General features: G+C 70.7%; 14 protein-coding genes and 2 pseudogenes. 7 read left to right on the top strand and 9 right to left on the bottom strand.

The genetic code is table 11. The annotated features are described in order from the left end of the window. Together MB828_RS19335 and MB828_RS19330 are read right to left on the bottom strand one after the other, a co-directional pair. On the bottom strand, positions 1 to 867 hold the full coding sequence (locus tag MB828_RS19335) for a carbohydrate ABC transporter permease (protein ID WP_301649306.1): 867 nt from the start codon (positions 865 to 867) through the stop codon (positions 1 to 3). Beyond that, positions 864 to 2,237, bottom strand: coding sequence for an extracellular solute-binding protein (locus tag MB828_RS19330; protein WP_301649305.1), 1,374 nt, complete (start codon positions 2,235 to 2,237; stop codon positions 864 to 866). The genes MB828_RS19335 and MB828_RS19330 overlap by 4 nt, the downstream gene beginning before the upstream one ends. A gap of 132 nt (positions 2,238 to 2,369) precedes the next feature. On the opposite strand from MB828_RS19330, the gene MB828_RS19325 reads away from it, so the two are divergent. Next, on the top strand, positions 2,370 to 2,930 hold the full coding sequence (locus MB828_RS19325) for a hypothetical protein (protein ID WP_301649304.1): 561 nt from the start codon (positions 2,370 to 2,372) through the stop codon (positions 2,928 to 2,930). 63 nt (positions 2,931 to 2,993) lie between these two features. On the opposite strand, the gene MB828_RS19320 is transcribed toward MB828_RS19325, so the two are convergent. Both MB828_RS19320 and MB828_RS19315 read right to left on the bottom strand, forming a co-directional pair. Next, positions 2,994 to 3,680: a response regulator gene (locus tag MB828_RS19320; protein WP_301649303.1), complete on the bottom strand. Its 687-nt coding sequence runs from the start codon at positions 3,678 to 3,680 to the stop codon at positions 2,994 to 2,996. Next, positions 3,680 to 5,308 (bottom strand): ATP-binding protein, encoded by a 1,629-nt coding sequence (locus tag MB828_RS19315; protein WP_301649302.1) that lies wholly within the window; start codon positions 5,306 to 5,308, stop codon positions 3,680 to 3,682. The genes MB828_RS19320 and MB828_RS19315 overlap by 1 nt, the downstream gene beginning before the upstream one ends. A 237-nt stretch (positions 5,309 to 5,545) precedes the next feature. Between MB828_RS19315 and MB828_RS19310 the strand changes: the two genes are divergently transcribed. Further along, a complete protein-coding gene (locus tag MB828_RS19310) occupies positions 5,546 to 6,943 on the top strand; it encodes a cation:dicarboxylate symporter family transporter (protein ID WP_301649337.1) in 1,398 nt (465 codons plus the stop codon). 120 nt (positions 6,944 to 7,063) lie between these two features. On the opposite strand, the gene MB828_RS19305 is transcribed toward MB828_RS19310, so the two are convergent. Next, complete coding sequence (locus tag MB828_RS19305) at positions 7,064 to 7,690, bottom strand: TetR/AcrR family transcriptional regulator (protein WP_301649301.1); 627 nt, start codon at positions 7,688 to 7,690, stop codon at positions 7,064 to 7,066. 155 nt (positions 7,691 to 7,845) lie between these two features. Between MB828_RS19305 and MB828_RS19300 the strand changes: the two are divergent. From MB828_RS19300 to MB828_RS19280, 5 genes and pseudogenes are all read left to right on the top strand, one after another. Then, a pseudogene (locus MB828_RS19300) lies at positions 7,846 to 9,549 on the top strand (MFS transporter). Positions 9,550 to 9,642: 93 nt separating this feature from the next. Further along, positions 9,643 to 10,416, top strand: coding sequence for a DUF2127 domain-containing protein (locus tag MB828_RS19295; RefSeq protein WP_132888960.1), 774 nt, complete (start codon positions 9,643 to 9,645; stop codon positions 10,414 to 10,416). A gap of 29 nt (positions 10,417 to 10,445) precedes the next feature. After that, complete coding sequence (locus MB828_RS19290; RefSeq protein WP_301649300.1) at positions 10,446 to 10,910, top strand: MerR family transcriptional regulator; 465 nt, start codon at positions 10,446 to 10,448, stop codon at positions 10,908 to 10,910. Between the two features lie 14 nt (positions 10,911 to 10,924). After that, positions 10,925 to 11,242 carry a thioredoxin family protein gene (locus tag MB828_RS19285; protein ID WP_206306303.1) on the top strand — a complete coding sequence of 106 codons (318 nt, stop codon included), beginning with the start codon at positions 10,925 to 10,927 and terminating at the stop codon, positions 11,240 to 11,242. A 178-nt stretch (positions 11,243 to 11,420) separates the two neighbouring features. Next, a complete protein-coding gene (locus tag MB828_RS19280) occupies positions 11,421 to 13,652 on the top strand; it encodes a HelD family protein (protein ID WP_301649299.1) in 2,232 nt (743 codons plus the stop codon). A 72-nt stretch (positions 13,653 to 13,724) separates the two neighbouring features. On the opposite strand, the gene glgB is transcribed toward MB828_RS19280, so the two are convergent. The 4 genes and pseudogenes from glgB to MB828_RS19260 form a co-directional block, all read right to left on the bottom strand. Then, on the bottom strand, positions 13,725 to 15,911 hold the full coding sequence (gene glgB / locus MB828_RS19275; RefSeq protein ID WP_343236182.1) for a 1,4-alpha-glucan branching enzyme: 2,187 nt from the start codon (positions 15,909 to 15,911) through the stop codon (positions 13,725 to 13,727). A 17-nt stretch (positions 15,912 to 15,928) separates the two neighbouring features. Then, on the bottom strand, positions 15,929 to 17,308 hold the full coding sequence (locus tag MB828_RS19270) for a maltokinase N-terminal cap-like domain-containing protein (RefSeq protein ID WP_301649298.1): 1,380 nt from the start codon (positions 17,306 to 17,308) through the stop codon (positions 15,929 to 15,931). Between the two features lie 128 nt (positions 17,309 to 17,436). Beyond that, positions 17,437 to 19,137, bottom strand: a complete 1,701-nt coding sequence (gene treS / locus MB828_RS19265; protein WP_133025229.1) for a maltose alpha-D-glucosyltransferase — start codon at positions 19,135 to 19,137, stop codon at positions 17,437 to 17,439. Beyond that, positions 19,134 to 19,816, bottom strand: a pseudogene (locus MB828_RS19260) (alpha-1,4-glucan--maltose-1-phosphate maltosyltransferase); the annotation flags it as partial. The pseudogene MB828_RS19260 and the gene treS, both read right to left, overlap by 4 nt.

The following is a 19,816-nucleotide window of genomic DNA, read 5'->3' as shown; positions in this document are numbered from 1 at the left end:
TCACACCTCCGTGCGCAGCAGCCGCATGTAGACGACGGAGAAGAGCGAGCCGACGAGCAGCAGGAGCAGCGCGACGGCGGTGCCGTATCCGATCATGCTGTTCTGGAAGGCCTGTTCGTACATGAACAGGGGCAGGGTCTGGCTCCTGTCACCGGGACCGCCCCGGGTCATCACCCAGATCAGCCCGAAGACGGAGAGCGTCTGGAGGGTGTTGAGCATCAGGTTCGTACCGATGGACCGCCGGATCATCGGCAGCGTGATGTGCCACATCCGCCGCCAGCCGCCGGCGCCGTCCACCTCCGCCGACTCCTCGATCTCGTCCGGTATCTCGTCGAGGGCGGCGGAGTAGACGAGCATCGAGAAGGCGGTGCCGCGCCACACGTTGGCGAATGACACGGCCAGGATGGGCAGGGTGAACAGCCAGTTCTGGGACGGCAGACGGAGGAGGTCCAGGATGGCGTTCAGCGTGCCCTCCCGCCGGAAGAACGCGTACAGCAGGAACCCGGCGACGACCTCCGGCAGCACCCATGCCGTGATCACGATCCCGCCGGTGAGCGTCCGCACCGGCTTCGACGCCCGCCGCATCAGCGCGGCGAGCGCCAGCCCCAGTGTGTTCTGCCCGAGGAGTGAGGACAGCACGGTGAAGACGAGGGTCAGCCAGACGGCGTTCAGGAAGGCGTCGTCGTGGAACGCCGTGCGGAAGTTGGCGAGACCGACGAAGGAGGCGTGAGCCTGGCCGGTGAGCTGGAGGTCGGTGAAGGCGATGTACGCGCAGTAGGCGATCGGCCCCGCGAGGAAGAGGAGCAGCAGGACGAGGGCGGGGGTGAGGGGCAGTGCCCGGAACAACCGCCGTGAGCCCGCGCTCACTTGGTGGTCACCTGGTTGTCGGTGACGTCCTTGAGCGTCGTGTCGTACTGGCTCGCCGCCTTGTCGACCGAGGCGTCCCCGGTCGTCACCCCCTCCATGGCGTCCTGGATGGCGGTGGAGACCTTCGGGTAGGCGGGGTACGCGGGCCGGTAGTGGGTGCTGGCGACCAGGTCGGTGAAGAACTTGATGCCGGGCTGGGCGTTGACGTACGACGGATCGTCCGCGACGTCCTTGCGCACCGCGATACCCGAGTTGGCGATGTACCACTTCTCGGCGTTCGCCTTGGTCTGCATGGTCTTGACGAAGTCGAAGGCGAGGTCGGGGTTGCCGGCCTTGGCCGGGATCGCCCACGTCCAGCCGCCGGACATGCTCACCTTGCCCGGGGCCTGCCCGTGCTGGGTGGGCATGTAGGCCAGCCCGAGGTCCTTCGACCAGTCCGCCCACGCCCGCCCGCTGCCCTGGAGCCAGGTCTGCGGCAGCCAGGAGCCGTCGAGGTTGATGCCCAGCTTGCCCTCGGGCATGAGCTCACCCCAGACAGTGGTCCGGTAGTTGGGGTCGAGCGCGTCGGAGACGTCCGGCCCCAGCTTGTCCTTGTACACGGTCTCCACGAACGACAGCGCGTCCTTGAACCCCTGGCTCCCGGCGATCCACTTCTTGTCCGCCTTGTCGTACAGGGGGTCGGAGGTGCCGTCACCGGTGCCGTAGAGCAGCATCTCGAAGCCCTGCATGGCGGCGGTCTCGCCCGCGGGTTTGCCGGTGTAGACGTTGAGGGGCGTGACGCCGGGGACCTTGTTCTTTATCGTCCGGGCGGCGGCGAGCACGTCGTCCCAGGTCTTCGGCTGCCAGTCGAGCGGCAGGCCGGCCTTCCTGAACACCCGCTTGTCGAACCAGAGTCCGCGGGTGTCGGTCCCGTCCGGCACCCCGTACGTCTTCCCGTCCTCACCCCGGGCCGCGGTCTTCGCGGTGCCGATGAACTGGTCCCAGTCCTGCCACTTGGCGAGGTAGGAGTCGAGGGGCTTCAAGTACCCGCTGGTGATGTCGGAGTTGATGAGGAAGGTGTCCTCGTAGACCAGGTCGGGAGCGGTCCTCGGCGACCGGAGCATCTGCTGAAGCTTGGTGTAGTAGTCGGCGTCCGAGGCCTTGATGGGGACGAGTTCGACCTTCTTCCCCGGATACTGCTTCTCGAACTGCTTCTTGATGCCGGCGAGGTAGTTGTCCGTCACCTTGACGGAGTTGTCCATGGACTGCTTGAAGGAGACCCTGACGGTGTCGGGGCTGCTTCCGGATCCGCTGCCGCATGAGGTGAGGGACGCGGTGGCGGCGGTGGTGACGAGGGCGAGGGCAAGGATGCTGACGGCGGTGGGGCGCACGGGCACGACCTCCTCGGCGGCCACTGCGCTGTGGCCTGGGGGTTCGTCTCTCTTGCCGTGCGAAGGTAAGTGGAGTGGTCTAGTCAGGTCAATGCGTCTGCGTGGGTTTGACGTCGTGCGGGGGAGAGTCGTATGCCGGAACAGGGTGTCAGCGTCGGGCAGTTGCTGCTTGCCGAGTACCAGACGGTCAAGGACGAGCAGAAGGCGCGGATCGGGTTCCGGGACAACCTGCTGTACGTGACGCTCGGAGTGGTGGCCGCCGTCATCGCCGCGGCGGCGCAGGCCAAGCAGGCGTCGATGCTGCTGGCGTTGCCGCCGGTGTGCGTGGTGCTCGGGTGGACCTACCTGGTCAACGACGAGAAGATCTCGGCGATCGGCCACTACGTGCGCGAGGAGCTGGGACCACGGCTCGCACGACTCACGTCCGCGGAAAGTGACTTCGTCACCTTCGGGTGGGAGGCGTATCACCGGACCGATGTCCGGCGGCGGTCCCGCAAGAGGATCCAGGCCGCGATCGACCTGACCGCGTTCTGCGCGGTGCCGCTCGCGGCCCTGGCGGTGTTCTGGGCGGCCGGTGACGGAGGCGGGCCGCTCGTCGTCCTGTCGGTGCTGGAGGCCGTCGCGGTGGCCGGGTTCGGGGTGCAGGTGCTGCTGTACACGAGGCCGGCGCGACCGGCACGGACCCCGGCCTGACGCCGTACCGTCGACGCGGCGGGCGCGCCCGCCGTCCCCGTCGACGCGCTCAGGCCGGTGTCCTCACCCCTTGCCCCACCGGTAGACCAGCTCCGGCCGCCCCACCTGCCCGTACAGTGGGCTCCGGCCCGCCCGTCCCGCCTCCACCAGGTGTTCCAGATAGCGGCGGGCCGTGATCCGCGAGATCCCCACGCTCTCCGCCAGCGCCGCCGCGGTGAGGCCGTCCTCGGCCTCCCGCAAGGCGACCGTCACCCGTTCCAGGGTCGGCGCGCTCAGGCCCTTCGGGAGTGCCGCGGGGGTCGGTGCGCGGAGCGCCGCGAGGGCGCGGTCCACCTCGTCCTGGCCGCTCGCCTCGCCCACCGCCGCCCGGAACTCCGAGTACCGGGTCAGCCGGTCCCGGAGCGTGGCGAAGGTGAACGGCTTCAGGACGTACTGGACGACACCCAGCGACACGCCCTCCCGCACCACCGCCAGGTCCCGCGCCGACGTCACCGCTATGACGTCGGCCTGATGCCCGGCCGCCCGCAGGGAACGGGCGAACTGGAGGCCGTGCACGTCCGGCAGGTGCAGGTCCAGGAGCAGCAGGTCCACCGGCGTACGGTCCAGGATGCGCCGGGCCTCCGCCCCCGTGTGCGCCTTCCCCACCGCCACGAACCCCGGCACCCGCCCGACGTACATCACGTGCGCGTCCGCGGCCACCGGGTCGTCCTCGACGACGAGCACCCGGATCGGGTCACCACCGGTCGTCATCACGCCTCGCCCCCGGACACCGGCTGTGCCTTCCGCAACGGCAGCCGTACCTCGAACACCGCGCCGCCCTCCGGCGCCTCCGTCACGGTGAGCGTCCCCTCCAGGCGGGTGACCGCCTGCCGGACCAGGGCCAGGCCCAGCCCCCGGCCGCCGGGGCCCGCCGGCTTCGTGGAGAAGCCGCGCTGGAACACCAGTTCCGCGTGCGCGGGGTCGACCCCCGCCCCCGTGTCCGTCACCCTCATCACCAGCTCGGCATCCTCCGCGTAGGCGGTCACCGTCACGCGTGCCCCCACCGACCCCTGGGCCGCGTCCACCGCGTTGTCGATCAGGTTGCCGAGGATGGTCACCAGATCGCGTGCCGACAGGCTCTCCGGTAGCAAACCGTCATCCAGCCGGCTCTCGTCCGAGACCACCAGCTCCACGCCCCGCTCGTGGGCCTGGGCCGTCTTGCCCAGCAGCAGCGCGGCGAGGACCGGTTCGCCGACGGCGGACACCACCTGGTCGGTCAGGGCCTGCGCCAGCTCCAGTTCGGCCGTGGCGAAGTCGACGGCCTCCGCGGCCCGCCCCAGCTCGATCAGCGAGACGACGGTGTGCAGGCGGTTCGCCGCCTCGTGCGCCTGCGAGCGCAGCGCCTGCGTGAAACCCCGCTCCGAGTCCAACTCGCCCATCAGGGACTGGAGTTCGGTGACGTCCCGGAGGGTGACGACGGTGCCCCGGCGTTCGCCGCCCGAGACCGGCGAGGTGTTCACCACCAGGACCCGGTCCGCCGTGAGGTGCACCTCGTCCATGCGGGGCTCGGAGGACAGCAGCGCGCCCGTGAGCGGGGCCGGCAGCCCCAGCCCGGCCACCGAGCGGCCCACGACCTCCTCCTCCGTGTCCACGCCCAGCAACTCCCGGCCCCCGTCGTTGATCAGCGCCACCCGGTACTGGCCGTCCAGCATCAGCAGGCCCTCCCGCACCGCGTGCAGCGCCGCCTCGTGGTAGTCGTGCATCCGGCTCAGCTCCGCCGCGTTCATCCCGTGGGTGTGGCGGCGCAGCCGGGCGTTGATGACGTAGGTGCCCAGCGCGCCCAGCACCAGGGCGCCCGCCGCCACCCCGAACAGCGCCGTCACCTGTTCCTGGACCCGCTGGCTGATCGCCTCCACCTTGATGCCGGCGCTCACCAGGCCGATCACCCGGCCGTTCTCCTCCACCGGGGTGACCGTGCGCACCGACGCGCCGAGCGTGCCCTTGTAGGTCTCGCTGTAGGTGTGGCCGTGCTGGGCCGCGTCGATGTGACCGAGGTAGCGCCTGCCGATCTGGTGGTAGTCGGGGTGGGTCCACCGGATGCCGTCCGGGGTCATGATCGTGACGAAGTCGACCTCGGTGCCCCGCATGACCTGGAGGGCGTACGGCTGGAGCCGCGCGGAGGGGTCCGAGGTGTGGATCGCCGCACGGACCGAGGGGGAGTCGGCCACCGACCGGGCCACGGCCGTCGCCTGCCGGGTCGCCGCCTCCTCCGCCTGGTGCCGGTCGCTGACGTAGGTGAACAGCGCGTATCCGGCCACGACCACGGCTATCAGCACGGCCTGCATGGCGAAGAGCTGGCCGGCCAGGCTGCGCGGTCCGGGGACACGGGGGATGTGCATGGACTCAGTGTGCCTCGCCGTGATCGGCGGCCGTCCGCGCAGCTCGCCCCCTACGGCTTCGCCGGCTCCGATGTACTCAATGAACACAAGGGTGACCGGCCTCACAGGGCAGGAGATAGTCACCGCAACGAGGAATGAACGGAAGTCGGACAGTCGGTTCCGGCCAGGACTTCCGCTCCTCCGAAGCCGCATTCACCACATCCCCCGGACGTGAGCCGCACGCCGGTGATGCCGACGATGACGTCAAGGAGGCGAGCCGTGACGACGACGCCAACGGCACCAGCCGCACCCACCGCCAAGAGAGACCGCACCCACTACCTCTACCTCGCGGTGATCGCCGCCGTGGCGCTCGGTATCGTCGTGGGGCTGATCTGGCCCGACGCCGGGGTCGAGCTCAAGCCCCTCGGAACCGGGTTCGTCAACCTGATCAAGATGATGATCTCGCCGATCATCTTCTGCACGATCGTGCTCGGCATCGGGTCGGTACGGAAGGCCGCGAAGGTCGGTGCCGTCGGCGGTATCGCGCTCGGCTACTTCCTGGTGATGTCCCTGGTCGCGCTGGCCATCGGCCTCGTCGTCGGCAACATCCTGCACCCCGGTGACGGGCTGCACCTCACCAACGCCATCAAGGCGACCGGGCACAGCCAGGTCGACTCCGAGGCGCTCGGCCCCGTCGACTTCGTGCTGTCGATCATCCCGACCACCTTCGTGTCCGCCTTCACCGAGGGCCAGGTGCTCCAGACGCTGCTCATCGCGCTGCTCGCCGGGTTCGCGCTCCAGGCCATGGGCTCGGTCGGACAGCCGGTGCTGCGCGGTGTCGAGCACATCCAGCGGCTCGTGTTCCGCATCCTGGGCATGATCATGTGGGCCGCCCCGATCGGTGCGTTCGGCGCCATCGCGGCGGTGGTCGGGTCCGCCGGTCTCGACGCGCTCAAGAGCCTGGCCGTGCTGATGCTCGGCTTCTACGTGACCTGTGTGCTCTTCGTCTTCATCGTGCTCGGCGCGCTGCTGCGGATCGTGGCCGGCCTGAACATCCTCACGCTCTTCAAGTACCTGGCCCGCGAGTTCCTGCTGATCCTGTCCACCTCCTCCTCCGAGTCCGCGCTGCCGCGGCTCATCGCGAAGATGGAGCACCTGGGTGTCAGCAAGGCCGTGGTCGGCATCACCGTCCCGACCGGCTACTCCTTCAACCTCGACGGCACCATGATCTACATGACCATGGCGTCCCTGTACATCGCCGACGCCCTCGGTACGCCGATGTCGGTCGGTGAGCAGATCCCGCTGCTGCTCTTCCTGCTGCTGGCCTCCAAGGGCGCGGCGGGCGTCAGCGGCGCCGGTCTGGCCACGCTGGCCGGCGGTCTGCAGTCGCACAAGCCCGCGCTGGTCGACGGTGTCGGCCTGATCGTCGGCATCGACCGCTTCATGAGCGAGGCGCGTGCCCTGACGAACTTCGCGGGCAACTCGGTCGCCACCGTCCTGATCGGCACCTGGACCAAGGACATCGACAAGGCCCGGATGCAGCAGGTGCTCGCCGGCGAGCTGCCGTTCGACGAGAAGACGCTGCTGGACGAGGGCGAGGGCGAGGGCGGTACGCCCGAACTGCCCGAGCAGCGCGAGGAGCTGGCGAAGGCCTGAGCGCCCCGGGCGCCACGACCACCGGGCGTCCGGCTCGGCCTGAACCCGGGCCGGCCGTCCGGTCACCGCTCTCCGGGCGGCTGAGGACTCCCCCCGTGTCTCAGTCGCCCGGAGGCATGTCTACCGGCTCGACCCGGCCACCAGCGCGGTGGCCTCCGAGGCGGGCACACCCGCCGCGGTCAGTACGCTGACCGCGGCGGCGTGGCCCGCCTCCTTCGCGTCCAGCAGGCCGTCGTTCACCGCCTCCATCACCGCGAAGAGCAGCTGCTCGTGGACGTACGCCAGTGCCGGCGCCGGCAGCGGCGAGGTGAACACGCCCTCGTCCAAGCCGCGTTGCAGCACCGCCACCTTGTTCTCGCGCAGTGGTGCCAGCCGGTCGCGGATGCCCTGCACGGTGACCGTGCGCTGGGCGAGGCCGATCAGCAGCCGGTAGCGGTCGGCGATCTCCCAGATCGCCAGCACCGACCGGGCCACGGCCTCCGCCGGGTCCGCCGTCTCCCTGCGGGCCGCCGCGTCCGCGGCCGTCAGCGCCTCCACCGCGCCGTCGACGAGCGTGCCGATCAGCGCCTCCCGGCTGGGGAAGTGGCCGTACACGGTCCGGCGTACCACCCCGGCGGCGCGTGCGATCTGGTCCATCGAGGCGTCGGGGTCGTGCAGCAGCTCGGTGAGGGCGACGTCGAGGATGCGACGCCGGTTGGCGTCGGCGCGGGCGCTGGCACCCGTGTTACCGGTGGTCATGGCTGTCATTCTGCCTGCCCCGCGGGGGCGTGCGCGGTCCCTCCGCAAGGGCTTCACCTCCTTCATTTGCACAGTGTTGTGCATATCCCTTACATTGCACATGGTTGTGCAATTGCACGCCACTGTGCAAGTCGTACGCGTCTGTGAGGAAGGCGATCCCTGCCATGCGACTCGTGATGAACGAACCCGTCGAGCGGATGCCGCGGCCGTACCCGCGCCGCTGGTGGGCGCTGCTCGTGCTCTGCCTGAGCCTGCTGATCATCGTGATGGCCAACACCGCCCTCACGGTCGCCGCGCCCGACATGACCGCCGACCTGGGGCTCAGCAGCTCCGACCGCTGGGGGCACCTCCCACGCGTTTAGCAGTGGGGGAGGGTCATCGACGGCTACACCGTCCCGTACGCCGCCCTGATGCTGCTGCTCGGCGCGATCGGCGACAAGTACAGCCGCCGGGGAGCGCTCGTCCTGGGCCTGGTCGTGTTCGGCGGCGGAGCCGTCTTCGGCTACCTCGCCGACAGCGCCACCACGGTGATCGCGGCCCGTGCCGTGATGGGCACCGGTGCCGCCCTCATCATGCCCGCCACCCTCTCGCTGCTCGCGGCGACCTTCCCGCGCGCGGAGCGGGCCAAGGCGATCACGCTGTGGACCGCCACCGCCGGGCTCGCCATCGCCGCCGGACCCGTGGTCGCCGGCGCCCTGCTGCGCGACCACGGCTGGTCCTCGACCTTCCTGATCAACGTGCCGATCGCGGCCGTCGCGATCGTCGCCGCCCTCGTGCTCGTGCCGCCGTCCAGGGCGGGCCACCACGACCGCATCGACTACGTCGGCGGGCTGCTGTCCGTGCTCTGGATCGGCTCCCTCGTCTACATGATCATCGAGGGGCCGCACTTCGGCTGGGGCGTCCGGGCCGTCACCGCGGCGGTCGTCGCGGGCGCGGGCCTGGTCGCCTTCGTCCTCTGGGAGCTGCGCCACCCGCGTCCGGTCCTGGACGTCCGCCGGTTCGCCCACCGCCGCTTCGCCGGCTCCAACCTCGCCGTCGCCCTCTTCTTCCTGGCCGTCTTCGGCGCCTTCTACTACCTCACCCAGCACCTCCAGTTCGTCCTCGGCTACGACGCCCTCGGCACCGGCGTACGGATGCTCCCGCTGGCCGGGGCGGTCTTCGCCGGCTCGGCCCTGACCGGCTGGCTCACCCCGCGCGTCGGCATGAAGTGGACGGTCACCGCGGGCATGGTCGGCGGCACCACCGCGCTGGCCCTGCTGACCCGGGTGGACGCCGCCTCCTCGTACGGCGACTTCGTCGCACCGCTGATCGTCCTGGGCCTTGCCATCGGGCTCGCCCTCTCGCCCTGCACCGACGCGATCATGGGGGCCTTCCCGGAGTCCGAACTCGGCGTCGGCGGCGCCGTCAACGACACCTCGCTGGAACTCGGCGGCTCCCTCGGCATCGCCATCCTCGGCTCGCTGCTCTCCACGTCGTACGGCAGTCACCTCGCGGACGCCACCAGGGGCAGCAGGCTGCCCGCGAGCACGCTCGCCACCGCCCAGGACTCGGTCGGCGCCGGCTACGCGGTCGCCCAGGGCATCGGCGAACAGGCCCGGCAGGCCGCGGCCCGGGCCGCCCACGCCACCGACCCGCAGCAGGCCGCCCAGTTGAAGCAGCAGGCCGCGCAACTCGCCACCGGGGCACGGCAGATGACGGATGCCGTCGGCGCCTCCTTCGCCGACGCGGTCGCCCACACCAGCCTGGTCGGCGCGCTGGTCCTGGGCGTCGGCACCGTGCTGGTGGCGGTGCTGCTGCCGGGGCGCGGCAAGACCCACGCGGACGCCCCGGCCGAGGAACGGGAGTTGGCCGACACCGGGGCACGCTGACCCCTGGCCGTCGTTTCTCACCCGAATCCACTAACGTGCCGCTCCGGACCAACCGGAACGGCACGTTGGCATTCCTGGCAGGAGGCACGGGGGATGAAGATCGACTGGGATCGGCGGCACTGCGCGCGCAAGGGGCACGTCACCTACGCACCGGACGACCCGCGGCTGCGGGTGCGGCTGCACGCCCAGACCGCGGTCGGGGACGTGTGGCGCTGTCTGCGCTGCGGTGACTTCGTGCTCGGCGAGCCGCACGGCTCGGGACCGGCCGCGGACGCCCCGCTGGTGCCGCGCGGGAAGGTGCTGCGGGACCTGTTCATCCTGCGGTTCCTGGCGGTCGAGCGGGCCGTGCGCGGGGTGTTCATCGTGCTGGTCGCGGTCGCGGTGTGGAAATTCAGCAACAGCCAGGACGCGGTACGACGGCTGTTCAACGAGTACCTGAACACGTTCCGGCCGGTCTTCCGGCACTTCCACTACGACCTCGACCATTCACCGGTCGTCGGCTCCATCCAGAAGGCCTTCGGATACAGACACTCCACGCTGCTGCTGGTGGCCGGACTGCTGCTGGCGTACGCGCTGATCGAACTCGTCGAAGCGGTCGGCCTCTGGTACGCCAAGCGCTGGGCGGAATACCTGACGGTGGTCGCCACCGCCGCGTTCCTGCCGCTGGAGATCTGGGAACTCACCGAGAAAGTGAGCTACCTGAAGATCGCCACTCTGGTGCTGAACATCCTCGCCGTGCTCTACATCGCCCTCGCCAAGCGGCTGTTCGGGCTGCGCGGCGGCCGCCGGGCCTTCGACGAGGAACGGCACAGCGCCTCCCTGCTGGAGGTCGAGGAGTCCGCCGGGCTCCAGCCGACCTTGCCTTGACGCCGACGTCAAGGCCTACGGTCGTACCCATGCGCATCGGCGAGCTGGCCGCGCGGGCCGGGACCACCACACGCACCCTGCGGTACTACGAGGCGCGTGGGCTGCTGCCCGCGCGGCGGGCCGACAACGGCCACCGGACGTACGACGAGAGCGACCTGAGGCTGCTCACGCAGATCCGGACGCTCCAGGACTTCGGGTTCGAGCTGGAGGAGACCCGGCCGTTCGTGGAGTGTCTGCGGGCCGGGCACCCGGAGGGCGACACCTGCCCCGCCTCGCTCGCGGTCTACCGGCGCAAGCTGGCGGAGCTGGACTCGCTGATCGGCGAGTTGCAGTCGGTGCGGGCGACGGTCGGGGCCCAGCTGGAGCGGGCCATGGGGGTCCCCCCGCTCGAGCGCAGCCGAGAGTGGGGGAGGACCCGGGCCGAGCTGGCCGCCGATGCGCTGGTTCCGGGGGGTCCGGAACCGGTGTGCGAGCTGGGAGGGAACTTCCCATGATCAAGGCGGCGGGTGTGGCCGAGGTGACGGACGCGGACTTCGCGGCGGAGGTGATCGGGGCGGAGCTGCCGGTGCTGGTGGAGTTCACCGCGGACTGGTGCCCGCCGTGCCGGCAGATGGGGCCGGTGCTGACGGCGCTGGCCGCGGAGGAGGGCGAGCGGCTGAAGGTGGTCCAGCTGGACGTGGACACCAATCCGGAGACGACGAACGCCTACAAGGTGCTGTCGATGCCCACGTTCATGGTCTTCCGGGGCGGGGAGCCGGTGCGGTCGATGGTGGGCGCCCGGCCGAAGCGGCGGCTGATCGAGGAACTGTCCGACGTGCTGGACTGAACCGGCCGGTTATACGAAGAATCCCCCGAGCAATTGCGCTCGGGGGATTTCCTTGCGTATATTCAAGAGTTCGTGACTTCACATCGAGCCAAGTCGATGAGGTCATGAAGAAGTTCAGTGGGCACAGTATATCCGGGCGGGAGCGGAATTGTCAAACACCGAATTTCCAGACGATGAATTGCGCCACGAGCAGGAATTCATCGACGGACTGTACGAACGGGTGGACGCGCTGCGCGGGGACACCGAGGGCGCGGTCGCGGACGCCCTCGCCCTCGGTGACAAGCCGATGCAGGCCCGGCTGGAGCGGGACATCCTGGTCGCCGAACGCTCCGGACTGCTCGCCGCGCTGAACGCCGTGGACGGCTCCCTCTGCTTCGGCCGGATCGACCTGACCTCCGGCACCAGGCATCACATCGGCCGCATCGGGCTGCGCCTGGACGACGCCGAGCGCACCCCGGTCCTGGTCGACTGGCGTGCCGAGGTCGCCCGCCCCTTCTACCTGGCCACCGGCCACACCCCGATGGGCCTGCGGCGCCGTCGGCACATCGGCACCGACGGCCGCCGCGTCACCTCCCTGCACGACGAGATCCTCGACCTCGGCGACCGCGAGCGCACCGGGCACGAGGACCCGTCCGGCGACGCCGTGCTGCTCGCCGCCCTCGACTCGGCCCGCACCGGCCGGATGAACGACATCGTGCAGACCATCCAGGCCGAACAGGACGAGATCATCCGGGCTCCGCACCGCGGGATCCTGGTGGTCGAGGGCGGTCCCGGGACCGGGAAGACCGCGGTCGCGCTGCACCGCGCCGCCTTCCTCCTGTACGAACACCGCGAACTGCTCGCCAAACGGGCGGTCCTGATCGTCGGCCCGAACCCCGCCTTCCTCGGCTACATCGGCGAGGTGCTGCCCTCGCTCGGAGAGACCGGTGTGCTGCTCGCCACGGTCGGGGAGCTGTTCCCCGGTGTGAAGGCGACGGCGGCGGACACCCCGCAGGCCGCCGCCGTGAAGGGGCGCGCGGACATGGCCGACGTGCTCGCCGCCGTCGTACGCGACCGGCAGGCGCTGCCCGACCCGGTGATCACCGTCGAGCACGACCGCGAGGTGCTGATGCTCGACGACGGCCTGGTCAACATGGCCCGCGAGCGCACCCGCGCGGCCCGGCTCCCGCACAACGTGGCCCGGGAGTACTTCGAGGGCCACATCCTCAACACCCTCACCGAGCTGTACGCCGAGCGGGTCGGCACCGACCCCTTCGACGGCAGCAGCCTCCTGGACGCCTCCGACATCACCCAGATCCGCGACGAACTCGCCGAGAACCCCGAGGTCTGGGCCGCCGTCGACCGGCTGTGGCCGCTGCTGACCCCGCGGGGCCTGGTCGCCGACCTCCTCGCCGCGCCCGAGGGCTACCTCGGCGAAGCGGACGCGGCCGCGGTCCGCCGCCCGGTGACACGCGCCTGGACGGTCGCGGACGTCCCGCTCCTCGACGAGGCGGCCGAGCTGCTGGGCGTCGACGAGCGCGTCGCCCGGGCCCGGGCGGAACGCGAGCGCGAGACGCAGATCGCGTACGCGCAGGGCGTGCTCGACGTGTCGTACGCCTCCCGGACGTACGAGTTCGACGACAAGGAGGACGACGACCCGGACGCCTCCGAGGTGCTGTCGGCCCACGACATCATCGACGCCGAACGCTTCGCCGAACGCCAGGAGGAGGAGGACTTCCGCAGCGCGGCCGAGCGGGCCGCGGCCGACCGGACGTGGGCGTTCGGGCACATCATCGTGGACGAGGCGCAGGAGCTCTCCCCGATGGCCTGGCGGCTGCTGATGCGCCGCAGCCCGACCCGTTCGATGACCCTGGTCGGCGATCCGGTCCAGACGGCGGAGGCGGCGGGCGTCGGCTCCTGGTCGAAGATCCTCGAACCGTACGTCGAGGACCGCTGGGAGCACACCCGCCTCGGCGTCAACTACCGCACCCCGTCCGAGATCATGGACCTCGCGGCGGCCGTGGTCCGCGCCGAGCACCCGGACTTCGAACCGCCGAGCTCGGTCCGTTCGACGGGCGTGCACCCCTGGGTCCGGCGGGTCCACGACGACCTGCCGGGCGCGGTCGGCAAGGCGGTGGCCGAACTCGCCCCCGCGGAGGGCCGGCTGGCGGTGATCGCCCCCCGCGACCTGCACCGCTCCCTGGCCGCCCGCCTGGACGGCGTCACGGCCGGCGGCGAACCCGACCTCACCCGCCGGGTCGTCCTCCTGGACCCCCGCCAGGCCAAGGGCCTGGAGTTCGACTCGGTCCTGGTGGTGGAACCGTCCCGGTACGGCACGAGCGACCTGTACGTGGCCCTGACCCGCGCCACCCAGCGGCTGGGGGTGCTGCACACCGGGGAGCTGCCGGCGGGCCTGGCCGGCACCGGGTGACCACGCGAGTGATCGCCCGGGCGACCACGGAGGAGGAGGCCCCGCGGGTCTCCTCCCCGGCCGCCGTGGACCTCAGGCCGGTCGCAGCCACACCGTGGCGAGCGGGGGCAGGGTCAGGCGGATGGCCGCCGGGCGGCCGTGGGCGGGGTGGGGTTCGGGCTTGACCGGGTCGGGGTTGGTGATGCCGCTGCCGCCGTAGCCGGCCGCGTCCGTGTTGAGGGCCTCGTGCCACGCCGGGACGTCGTCCGGGACGCCGAGGCGGTAGTCGTGGCGGACCACGGGGGAGAAGTGGGAGACCGCGAGGAGCGGGGTGCCGTCCGCGTCGTACCTCAGGAACGCGAGGACGTTGTCCTCGGCCGCGTCGCCCGCGACCCACTGGAAACCGGCGGGGGACGTGTCCCGCTGCCAGAGCGCCGGGGTCTCCCGGTAGACGGTGTTGAGGTCACGGACCAGGTCCCGTACGCCCCGGTGGTCGGCCGCGGCGCCGTACGCCGGGTCCAGCAGCCACCAGTCCGGGCCGTGCGCCTCCGACCACTCCGCGCCCTGCGCGAACTCCTGACCCATGAAGAGGAGCTGCTTGCCGGGATGGGCCCACATGAAGCCCAGGTAGGCGCGCTCGCCGGCGCGCTGCTGCCACCAGTCGCCGGGCATCTTCGAGACCAGTGAACGCTTCCCGTGCACCACCTCGTCGTGGGAGATGGGCAGCACGTAGTTCTCGCTGTACGCGTACACCATCGAGAAGGTCATCTCGTGGTGGTGGTACCTGCGGTGCACCGGCTCGTGGGCCATGTACTCCAGCGAGTCGTGCATCCAGCCCATGTTCCACTTCAGCCCGAAGCCGAGGCCGCCGGCGTCGGTCGGCCGGGTGACGCCCTCCCAGGCCGTCGACTCCTCGGCGATCGTGACCACGCCCGGGGCCCGCCGGTACACGGTCGCGTTCATCTCCTGGAGGAACGCCACCGCGTCCAGGTTCTCCCGGCCGCCGTGCTCGTTGGGCGTCCACTGGCCCGGCTCGCGCGAGTAGTCGAGGTAGAGCATCGAGGCGACCGCGTCCACCCGCAGCCCGTCGATGTGGAACTCCTCGCACCAGTACACGGCGTTCGCCACCAGGAAGTTGCGCACCTCCCGGCGGCCGAAGTCGAACTCCAGGGTGCCCCAGTCGGGGTGCGCGGCCCGCAGCGGATCCGAGTGCTCGTACAGCGGACGGCCGTCGAACTCCGCCAACGCCCAGTCGTCGCGCGGGAAGTGCGCCGGCACCCAGTCCATCAGGACGCCGATGCCGGCCCGGTGCAGCGCGTCCACCAGGTACTTGAAGTCGTCCGGAGTGCCGAGCCGGGCCGTCGGCGCGTAGAAACCGGTGACCTGGTAACCCCAGGAACCGCCGAACGGGTGCTCGGCGATCGGCATCAGCTCGACGTGAGTGAAGCCCAGTTCGCCGACGTAGGCGGGCAGCTGCTCGGCCAGGTCGCGATAGGTCAGGCCCGGGCGCCAGGACGGCAGGTGCACCTCGTAGACGGAGAAGGGCGCCTCGTGGACGGGCGTGTCGGCCCGGTGCTTCATCCACTGCCCGTCCGTCCACTCGTGGTGGGACGCGTGGACGATCGACGACGTGCTCGGCGGGGCCTCGGTACGACGGGCCATGGGATCCGCGCGCAGGGTGTGGGAGCCGTCCGGGCGGGTGATGTCGAACTTGTACAGCTCGCCCTCGCCGATCCCCGGCACGAACAGTTCCCAGATCCCGGAGGAGCCGAGCGAGCGCATCGGATACCCGGTGCCGTCCCAGAAGTTGAAACCGCCGGCCAGCCGCACGCCCCGCGCGTTCGGTGCCCACACCGCGAACCGGGTGCCGGCCACGCCCTGGTGGGTCATGGGACGCGAGCCCAGCGCCTCCCACAGCCGCTCGTGCCGGCCCTCGCCGAGCAGGTGCAGGTCCAGGTCGCCGAGCGTGGGCAGGAAACGGTACGCGTCCTCGGCCTCCTGGACCGTCCCGTCGTACTCCACCAGCAGCCGGTAGACCGGCACGTCGGACAGGGGGAGCAGGACGGAGAAGAAGCCGTCGCCGTCGTCGTTCAGTTCGGCCCGCAGATCCCGGCCGGCGACGACCGTCACCGCGCGGGCGTACGGCCGGAACGCCCGCACGGCTATCCCGCCGCCCGGCACCGGGTGGGCGCCCAGCACCGAGTGCGGGTCGTGGTGCGTGCCGAGCTGCAGCCGATCGCGGTCGTCGGGTGCTACGGATACGGACTTCGTGGAGGTCACGGACGCGTCTCCCGGGATCAGATCGGGTCGGGGGTGGCGAGGCGATGGACTGCCGACAGGGGCACGGGGAGCCAGTCGGGGCGGTGCCGGGCCTCGTAGACGACCTCGTAGACGGCCTTGTCGGTCTCGTAGGCCCGCAGCAGGACGGGGTCGGTGCGGGGGTCGGTGCCGGTGATCTCGGCGTAGCCGGAACAGTAGGCCGCCCGGCACCGGTCCGCCCAGCCCGGGGCGGGCGAGGCCGCCGAGTGGGCCGCGTAGTCGAAGGAGCGCAGCATTCCGGCGATGTCCCGCACCGGCGGCTGCGGCAGCCGGCGCTCGGCCAGCGGGCGGGCCGGCTCTCCCTCGAAGTCGATCAGCGACCACTCCCCGGACGGCGCGCGCAGGCACTGCCCCAGGTGCAGGTCGCCGTGCACCCGCTGGGCGGTCCAGGTGCGGCCCTCGGCGGCCAGGTCGGCCAGTGCCGTGTAGGCGGACCGCAGCCCGTCCTCGTACGGCCGCAGCGCCGGGACCGCCTGCACGGCCGCCGCCAGCCGCTCGGTCATGCCGTCGACCAGCGGCTCCAGCCCGCCGTGGCCGAGGGTGACGGTGGGCAGCGCTCGGGCCAGTGCCGTGTGCACCTCGGCGGTGGCCCGGCCCAGGGCCCGTGCCTCGGCGGTGAAGTCCTCGCCCTTGGCCAGCTCGCGCAGCGCCAGCTCCCAGCCGTCGGTCGCGCCGCTCAGGAACGGTTGCAGCACGCCCAGGACGTAGGAGGCGCCGGGTTCGTCGGCCGGCTCCGCGCGCAGCCACGCGGTCGGGGCCGGTACCCGGGCACAGCCCTCCCGGGCCAGCGCCAGGGGTATCTCCAGGTCGGGGTTGACGCCGGGCACCACCCGGCGCAACAGCTTCAGGATAAACGTATCTCCGTAGACGACCGAGGAGTTGGACTGCTCGGCGGTCAGCAGGCGGGCCGCGAGCCCGTCGCGTATCTCCCGGCCGGGGGCCCGTTCGAAGCGCAGGGACCCGATGCGGGCCCGGGTGCGCAGCGCCTCCAGGAGCACCTCGGCGGGCCGCGGGTCGTACAGGGCGTCGTAGACCGTGTGGCCGGCCAGCGGGCCGTCGGGTACGTGGCCGATCAGCGCGGGCGCCAGCCGGGGTGGCAGCGCCTCGCGCACGCCTATGAGGAGCTGGTAGCAGTCGCCTGCCTCGGCGGGGGCGGGCGGCTGCTCGGTACGGACGAGCAGATGGTGCAGGCCCACCCTGCCGTCCGACGGCAGCAGCTCGGTCTCGGCCACCGGGGAGAAGCCGGTGACCGGGCGCCCCTTGCCCGCGAACCACCGCTGCCGAGGCAGCCACTCGCGCAGCAGGGGGTCGAGCGAGGCGAGGAGAGCGGGTGTGGAGGGGGTGACCGTTTCCGCCATGGCGGTACGTCCTTTCCCCGGGTCGTCGGGGGTGTGAGTGATGCGTGCCCCGGGCGGGCCGGAGGAAACCGCCGCCGCCCGGGCTCTCGTCTTGTCGGGCCGTGTCCGCTGTCGGGCCGGGGCCGCCGTCAGGCCGTGTCCGCGCGCAGCCTGAACCAGTAGAAGCCGTGCCCCGCGAGGGTGAGCAGGTACGGCAGCTCGCCGATCGCCGGGAACCGCACCCCGCCGAACAGCTCCACCGGGTGCCGGCCGTTGAACTGCCGCAGGTCGAGTTCGGTGGGCTGGGCGAACCGGGAGAAGTTGTGGACACAGAGGACCAGGTCGTCCTCGTACTCCCGCAGGAACGCGATCACCGCCGGGTTGGACGACTGGAGTTCGGTGTAGGACCCCAGTCCGAAGGCAGGATTCTGCTTGCGGATCTCGATCATCCGCCGGGTCCAGTGGAGGAGCGAGGACGGGGAGGACATGGACGCTTCGACGTTGGTGACCTGGTAGCCGTAGACGGGGTCCATGATCGTGGGCAGGTAGAGGCGTCCGGGGTCGCAGGAGGAGAAGCCCGCGTTGCGGTCGGGGGTCCACTGCATGGGGGTGCGGACGGCGTCGCGGTCGCCGAGCCAGATGTTGTCGCCCATGCCGATCTCGTCGCCGTAGTAGAGGATCGGCGAGCCGGGCAGGGAGAGCAGCAGGGCGGTGAAGAGCTCGATCTGGTTGCGGTCGTTGTCGAGGAGGGTCGCGAGGCGCCTGCGGATCCCGATGTTGGCGCGCATCCGTGGGTCCTTCGCGTACTCGGCCCACATGTAGTCGCGTTCCTCGTCGGTGACCATCTCCAGGGTCAGCTCGTCGTGGTTGCGCAGGAAGATGCCCCACTGGCAGCCGGAGGGGATCGCGGGGGTCTTGGCGAGGATCTCCGAGACCGGGTAGCGGGACTCCCGGCGCACGGCCATGAAGATCCGCGGCATCACCGGGAAGTGGAACGCCATGTGGCACTCGTCGCCGCCGCTGCGGTAGTCGCCGAAGTAGTCGACGACGTCCTCCGGCCACTGGTTGGCCTCCGCGAGCAGCACCTTGTCCGCGTACTGGGCGTCGATCTCCTTGCGCACCCGCTTCAGGAAGTCGTGGGTGGCGGGCAGGTTCTCGCAGTTGGTGCCCTCGTGCTGGTAGAGGTACGGCACCGCGTCCAGGCGGAAGCCGTCGATGCCGAGGTCCAGCCAGAACCGCAGCGCGGAGATGATCTCCTCCTGGACGGCCGGGTTCTCGTAGTTGAGGTCCGGCTGGTGGGAGAAGAAGCGGTGCCAGTAGTACTGCTTGCGGACCGGGTCGTAGGTCCAGTTGGACGCCTCGGTGTCGACGAAGATGATCCGTGCGTCCTGGTACTGCTTGTCGTCGTCCGCCCAGACGTAGTAGTCGCCGTACGGTCCGTCCGGGTCCTTCCTCGACTCCTGGAACCACGGGTGCTGGTCGCTGGTGTGGTTCATGACGAAGTCGATGATGACGCGCATACCGCGCTGGTGGGCGGCGTCGACGAACTCCACGAAGTCCGCCAGGTCGCCGAACTCCGGGAGGACGGCGGTGTAGTCGGAGACGTCGTAACCGCCGTCCCGCAAGGGGGACTTGAAGAACGGTGGCAGCCAGAGGCAGTCGACGCCGAGCCACTGGAGGTAGTCGAGCTTGGCGGTCAGGCCCTTGAGGTCGCCGATGCCGTCGCCGTTGCTGTCCTGGAAGGAGCGCACCAGGACCTCGTAGAAGACCGCGCGTTTGAACCAGTCGGGGTCCCGGTCCTTGGCGGGAGTGTCCTCGAAGGTGTCCGGGACGGGTTCGTTGACGATCATTGTGTGGGTGACCCTCCGATCTGCGGGGACGGTCGCAGGACGGTGAGAACGTGCGCGGGCCGGTGTCCCGGTTCCAGGCGCACATAGTTGGTCCTGCCCCAGTTGTAGGTCTCGCCGGTGAGCTCGTCGCGCACCGGCACCGACTCGTGCCAGTTCAGGCCGAGTTGCGGCATGTCCAACGAGACCGTGGCCTCCTGGGTGTGGTGGGGGTCGAGGTTGACGACCACCAGAACCGTGTTCGATCCGCTCCGCTTGCTGTAGACGATCACCGCTTCCTGGTCGGCGTGGTGGAAGTGGAGGTCGCGCAGCTGGCGCAGGGCCGGGCTGGCGCGCCGGACGGTGTTGAGCCGGGTGATGAGGGGGGCGATGCCGTCTGTCTCCGCGCGGTCCCAGTCGCGGGGTTTGAGCTGGTACTTCTCGGAGTCGAGGTATTCCTCGCTGCCCTCTTTGAGGGGGGTGTTCTCGCAGAGTTCGTAGCCGCTGTAGATGCCCCAGGTGGGGGAGAGGGTGGCGGCGAGCACGGCGCGGACCTCGAAGGCGGGGCGGTGGCCGTGCTGGAGGTAGGCGTGCAGGATGTCGGGGGTGTTGGCGAAGAAGTTGGGCCGCATGTAGGCGGCGCTCTCGGTCGCCAGTTCGGTGGCGTACTCGGTGAGTTCCTCTTTGGTGGTGCGCCAGGTGA

Source organism: Streptomyces arenae (assembly GCF_022343545.1).
GTDB lineage: Bacteria > Actinomycetota > Actinomycetes > Streptomycetales > Streptomycetaceae > Streptomyces > Streptomyces humi.
Note: the sequence above shows the minus strand (reverse complement) of the source record. Positions and strands in the feature narration are given on the sequence as shown.